The 4,849-nt window shown below is 68.7% G+C and carries 5 protein-coding genes and 1 pseudogene; 2 read left to right on the top strand and 4 right to left on the bottom strand.

Annotated features, from left to right (window positions below; all coding sequences use genetic code 11):
- Positions 1-169 precede the first annotated feature (169 nt).
- The 4 genes from BIS11_RS10810 to def all read right to left on the bottom strand — a co-directional run bounded on the left by BIS11_RS10810 (position 170) and on the right by def (position 3,318).
- Positions 170-376, bottom strand: a complete 207-nt coding sequence (locus BIS11_RS10810; RefSeq protein ID WP_227389685.1) for a dodecin — start codon at positions 374-376, stop codon at positions 170-172.
- A gap of 40 nt (positions 377-416) precedes the next feature.
- Positions 417-1,751: a 16S rRNA (cytosine(967)-C(5))-methyltransferase RsmB gene (gene rsmB, locus BIS11_RS10805; RefSeq protein WP_253586038.1), complete on the bottom strand. Its 1,335-nt coding sequence runs from the start codon at positions 1,749-1,751 to the stop codon at positions 417-419.
- The gene (gene fmt, locus BIS11_RS10800) at positions 1,748-2,728 is read right to left on the bottom strand and encodes a methionyl-tRNA formyltransferase (protein ID WP_253419187.1); all 981 of its coding nucleotides are present in this window, start codon (positions 2,726-2,728) and stop codon (positions 1,748-1,750) included. The genes rsmB and fmt overlap by 4 nt, the downstream gene beginning before the upstream one ends.
- A 77-nt stretch (positions 2,729-2,805) precedes the next feature.
- On the bottom strand, positions 2,806-3,318 hold the full coding sequence (gene def, locus BIS11_RS10795) for a peptide deformylase (protein WP_253419185.1): 513 nt from the start codon (positions 3,316-3,318) through the stop codon (positions 2,806-2,808).
- A gap of 200 nt (positions 3,319-3,518) precedes the next feature.
- Here def and BIS11_RS10790 point away from each other — a divergent pair, with 200 nt between their 5' ends.
- Together BIS11_RS10790 and BIS11_RS10785 are read left to right on the top strand one after the other, a co-directional pair.
- Positions 3,519-4,559, top strand: a complete 1,041-nt coding sequence (locus tag BIS11_RS10790) for a LysM peptidoglycan-binding domain-containing protein (RefSeq protein ID WP_253419182.1) — start codon at positions 3,519-3,521, stop codon at positions 4,557-4,559.
- A gap of 42 nt (positions 4,560-4,601) precedes the next feature.
- Positions 4,602-4,849 (top strand): annotated as a pseudogene (locus BIS11_RS10785) (DNA-protecting protein DprA); the annotation flags it as partial.

Raw genomic sequence — 4,849 nt, 5'->3', positions numbered from 1 at the left:
AGGTGTTCGGCCAGGGTGCCGCCGACCTGGCCGGCGCCGAGAATGATGATTTTCATGGCTGAATCGAATCCGTTGGAAGCGCCGGCGCGTTCGAATCGAAAACAGGAAGGGCGCTGCAATAAAGACGGCGGCCAGTGTAAACCAGCCGCCGTCGAAAAGCAGTGGTGAATTATTCGAGCGTGAAGCCGACCTTCACCGTCACCTGCCAGTGGGCGACCCGGCCGTTCTCGATGTGGCCGCGGGTGTCGGTGATCTCGAGCCAGCGCATGTGGTCGATGCTCTTCGAAGCCTTGGCCAGCGCGTTCTGGACGGCATCTTCGATGCTGGTCTCGGAAGAGCCGGTGATTTCTACGTGCTTGTAGACATGATCGCTCATGGGATCTCCATCCTTGTCGTGAAGTGGCTGTGCGGCGCCCTTACTGCGTCGGGCGCTTTTCCAGTCTGGCATAAAAAAAGCCGTCGTGACTGTTTTGTTGTGAAAACAGCTGCCGCCCATGGCCGCTGGCCACGCCCCAGGCCACGTCCGTGGGCGTGGTGACGCGTGCATCCTGGGTGCGCTCGACGAAGGCGTCGATCTGGCGGGCGTTCTCCTCGGGCAGAATCGAGCAGGTGGCGTACAGAAGCGTTCCGCCCGGGCGCAAGAGTCCCCAGAGGTTGTCGAGCAGCGCGGCCTGGAGCTTGGCGAGCTTCTTGATGTCGCTTGGCCGGCGCAGCGCCTTGATGTCCGGATGGCGGCGGATCACCCCGGTGCCGGAGCAGGGCGCGTCGAGCAGGATGGCGTCGAACAGCGTGCCGTTCCACCAGTCGCGCTCGGCGGCATCGGCGTGGACCAGGCGCGCCTCGAGGTTGAGGCGGGTCAGGGTGTCCTCGACCCGGGCAAGGCGCTGGTTGTCGCTGTCCAGCGCCGTCAGGGCGATGTCGAACTGCTCGAGCAGGTGCGCCGTCTTGCCGCCGGGGGCAGCGCAGGCATCCAGCACGTGGGCGCCGGGGCGCGGGGCCAGCACCGGGCCGAGCAGCGTCGCGCAGAGCTGGGCCGCCTCGTCCTGCACGCTGACCAGGCCGTCGTCGAAGCCCGGCAGGGCGCTGACGTCGCAGGGCGTCTCTAGGGTGATGCCGTCCGGGGCGTGGGCACACAGGCGCGCCTCGAGGCCGAGATCCATCAGTTTGGCCAGGTACGCCTCGCGATCGCCCAAGCGCTGGTTGACCCGCAGCGTCATCGGCCCGGGCTGGTTGTTGGCCTCCACCACGTCGGACCACTGTTCGGGCCAGGCCTTGCGCAGCGCGTCCAGAAGCCACTGCGGGTGCGAAAGCCGGGCGCTTTCGTCGCGATCCACCTCGGCTTCGAGCTCGGCGTGCTCGCGCTGCAGCCGGCGCAGGCAGCCGTTGAGCACTCGCGTTGCCCACTCCTTCTTGAGCAGCCGCGCCGCGCCAGCGGTCTCGCCCACCGCCGCGTGGGGCGGAATGCGCATGTAGAGCAGCTGATAGATGCCGACCAGCAGCAGCGCGTGAACGTCGCGGTCGCGCTTCTTGAACGGCTGCTTGAGCAGGCGCGCGGCGAGCGCCTCGAGGCGCGGCAGGCGCCGGCAGGTGCCGAAGCAGAGCTCCTTGAGCAGGCCGCGATCGCGGGCGATCACGCTGTGCTCGTCAAGGCCTGCAAGCGAACCCTGCTCGTTCAGCACCGGCACCAGCGCGCGGGCCGCGGCGGCGCGCACTTCCTGGCCGCTGCCTTCCTGGGGACGACGCGCACTCATGACGCTTCTCCTTCGCTCGTACGACCCAGCCGACTGCCGGGCACCAGCCCCGCATGGCGCGAGTTGAGCAGGGCGCTGACCGGCAGGACCTTGCCGCCGGGCAACTGAGCCTGGCTCACGCGCAGCACCTCGTCGCCGCGCTCGCCGCAGGCGATGCGCAGCGCCCCGTCGCCGTGTTCGAGCAGCGTGCCCGGCGCGGCGCCGGGCTGCCCGGTCGCTTCGGCGCTTGCCATGTGCAGGCGCAGGCGGTCGTCGCCCAGGGCGCACCAGGCCACAGGCCAAGGGTTGAAGGCGCGGATGCGTCGCGCCAGCGTCTCGGCGCCCTGGCGAAAGTCGAGCTCCGCTTCGGCCTTGCTGAGCTTGGCCGCGTAGGTCACGCCGGCCTCGGGCTGGGGAGTAGCCGTCACCGTGCCGGCGGCGAAGGCGTCGAGCACCTCGATCAGTGCCCGGGGCCCTTCTTCGGCCAGCTGGTCGTGCAGCGCGCCGCCGGTGGTGTGCTCGGTGATCGGCGTTGGCCGTTCGAGCAGCATGTCGCCGGTGTCGAGTCCCGCATCCATCTGCATGATGGTCACCCCGGAGGCGGCGTCGCCGGCCTCGATGGCGCGCTGGATGGGTGCCGCGCCGCGCCAGCGCGGCAAGAGCGAGGCGTGGACGTTGATGCAGCCAAGGCGCGGTATGTCGAGCACCGCCTGGGGCAGCAGGAGCCCGTAGGCGACCACCACCATGATGTCCGCCTCGAACTCGGCAAGCGCCGCCTGGGCGGCGGGCTCCTTCAGGCTTGGCGGCTGGTGGACCGTGAGGCCGTGCTCGAGCGCCAGCTGCTTGACCGGGCTCGGGGTGAGCTTGCGCCCGCGCCCGGCGGGGCGGTCGGGCTGGGTGTAGACGCCCACCACCTGGTGGCGGCTTTCCAGCAGGGCGGCGAGGTGGGACCGGGCGAACTCAGGGGTGCCTGCAAAGACGACGCGCAGTGACGACATGTGACTACCTGTTCGAAGGACGTTTGAGTAAGGGAGGCGTAGCGCAAAAAGCCGCCCGAAGGCGGCTTGTCGATCGCTCAGGCGTCCTGCATCAGCTTGTGGCGCTTTTGCATCTTCTTCTGGATGCGCTCGCGCTTCAGGGGCGAGAGGTAGTCGACGAACAGCACCCCCTCGAGGTGGTCGTACTCGTGCTGGATGCAGTGGGCGAGAAGGCCTTCGGCCTCGAGCTCGAAGGCTTCGCCGTGGCGATCCAGCGCCTCGAGCTTGACCTTCAGAAAGCGCGGCACCTCGGCGTACTGCTCGGGAATCGACAGGCAGCCTTCCGACAGAGGCGCCTTCTCCTCGCCGATGGGCGTGTAGCGCGGGTTGATCATCACCAGAGGCTCGTTGCCGTTTTCCGAGACGTCCATCACCACCACGCGGCGGTGAGCGTCGATCTGGGTGGCGGCAAGGCCGATGCCGCGGGCGTCGTACATGGTCTCCAGCATGTCGTCGACGAGCTGGCGGATGTCGTCGTCGACGGTCTCTACCGGTTGCGCCTTGGTCCGCAGGCGTTCATCGGGAAATTCGAGAATGGGACGTTTGGCCATGGCGTTGCAATCACCGTTATCAAAGCGTGGATTCTGAAAGTCTGGGTGGCGGCCGGCGTACGCGCCGGGATCGCGTGCCGGCCTAAGTTGGGTTGGCGCGGCGATGTGCTTTACTATAGGTCATTATACCACGCCGACGGCACTTCTGGGCATGCGCGCAGCGGGCCTGGCGCCGCTTTCAAGGTTTTCGGGGAGATCCTATGGCCGTCAAGAAGTCCCTGCGTCATGGCGCGCTCGCGGCGCTGCTGGGGGTTATGCTTTCGGGCAGCCTCGCCCAGGCCTGGGAGCGCGTGCGCGACGACGCCCCCGAGCGCTACGTGGTGGTGCGCGGTGACACCCTGTGGGACATCGCGGCACGCTTTCTCGACGCCCCCTGGCAGTGGCCCACGTTATGGCGGGACAACCCGCAGATCGACAATCCGCACCTCATCTACCCCGGCGACGTCCTGGTGCTGGGCGACTGCGCCGGTACCCCGTGCCTGGCGCTCGAGCGTGGGCGCCCGGTGGTGAAGCTCTCGCCCCAGGTGCGGCGCATCCCGACCCGCGAGGCGATCGCGCCGCTGCCTCGCGAGGTGGTCGCGGCGTTTCTGCGCGAGCATCGCTTCCTGGCCCAGGGCGAGGCGCTCGACGAGCTCGGCTACGTGGTGGGCGGCGAGAACCAACGCTTGATCAGCGGCGCCGGCGACACGCTCTACGTGCGCGGCGGACTTCCCGAAGAGACGCCGCTGGGCTTCTACCGTCCGGGGGAGGTGTATCTGGGCACCGACGGCACGCCGCTCGGTCGCGAGCTGGTCTACGTCGGCGAGGGGCGGCGTCTCGATCAGCAGGGCGACATCGCCCGGGTCGAGGTGCTGCGCGCCCAGCAGGAGGTGCGCAACGACGACATCCTGCTGCCGCTGGAGGTCGCCTTCGACGAGGATTTCCAGCCTCGCGCGCCTCAGTCGGCGGTGGCCGGTCACATCATCGCCGCCCCCGGCGGGGTTCGCTTCATCGGCCGGCTGCAGGTGGTCGCGCTCGATCTCGGTACCGAGGATGGTCTGCAGCCCGGCCACGTGCTCGAGGTGAACCAGCTAGGCGAGGTGGTCAGCGACCCGCGCACCGGCGAGCGCCTGCAACTGCCCGGCACCCAGGGCGGCATGGTCATGGTGTTCAAGCCCTACAGCACCGTGAGCTATGCCCTGGTGATGCGGGTGTCCAACGTGCTGGCGGTCGGCGACGAGGTGCGCTCGCCGTCTCGCTAGCATCACCGCGAGGCATCATCGACGCTAGGCAGGGAGGGGAAAATGGACGAGAACGCATGGCTCGCCGTGGAGGCGCTTCCCGGCATGGGCGCTCACCGCATCGCTGCCCTCGCCAGTCGCCGCCTCGACTGGCCGCTGGGATGGCTCGCGGCCCTTCCTGGCCCTGCGGCCAGCGCCTTGCGGCTGTGGCTTGATCACCCGGCAACGAGCCCGCTGCAAGCGCGTATCGACGCCACCCGACGCTGGCGCGAAGGGGGCGCTGATCGTCACGTGCTGCATCCAGGCCACCC

The organism is Halomonas sp. 707D4, from assembly GCF_024158685.1.
Classification (GTDB): Bacteria; Pseudomonadota; Gammaproteobacteria; order Pseudomonadales; family Halomonadaceae; genus Vreelandella.
Note: the sequence above shows the minus strand (reverse complement) of the source record. Positions and strands in the feature narration are given on the sequence as shown.

Coding starts and splice junctions, on each gene's coding strand:
- BIS11_RS10810 (WP_227389685.1), bottom strand. CDS start 376: ATGAGCGATCATGTCTACAAGCACGTAGAAATCACCGGCTCTTCCGAG.
- rsmB (WP_253586038.1), bottom strand. CDS start 1,751: ATGAGTGCGCGTCGTCCCCAGGAAGGCAGCGGCCAGGAAGTGCGCGCC.
- fmt (WP_253419187.1), bottom strand. CDS start 2,728: ATGTCGTCACTGCGCGTCGTCTTTGCAGGCACCCCTGAGTTCGCCCGG.
- def (WP_253419185.1), bottom strand. CDS start 3,318: ATGGCCAAACGTCCCATTCTCGAATTTCCCGATGAACGCCTGCGGACC.
- BIS11_RS10790 (WP_253419182.1), top strand. CDS start 3,519: ATGGCCGTCAAGAAGTCCCTGCGTCATGGCGCGCTCGCGGCGCTGCTG.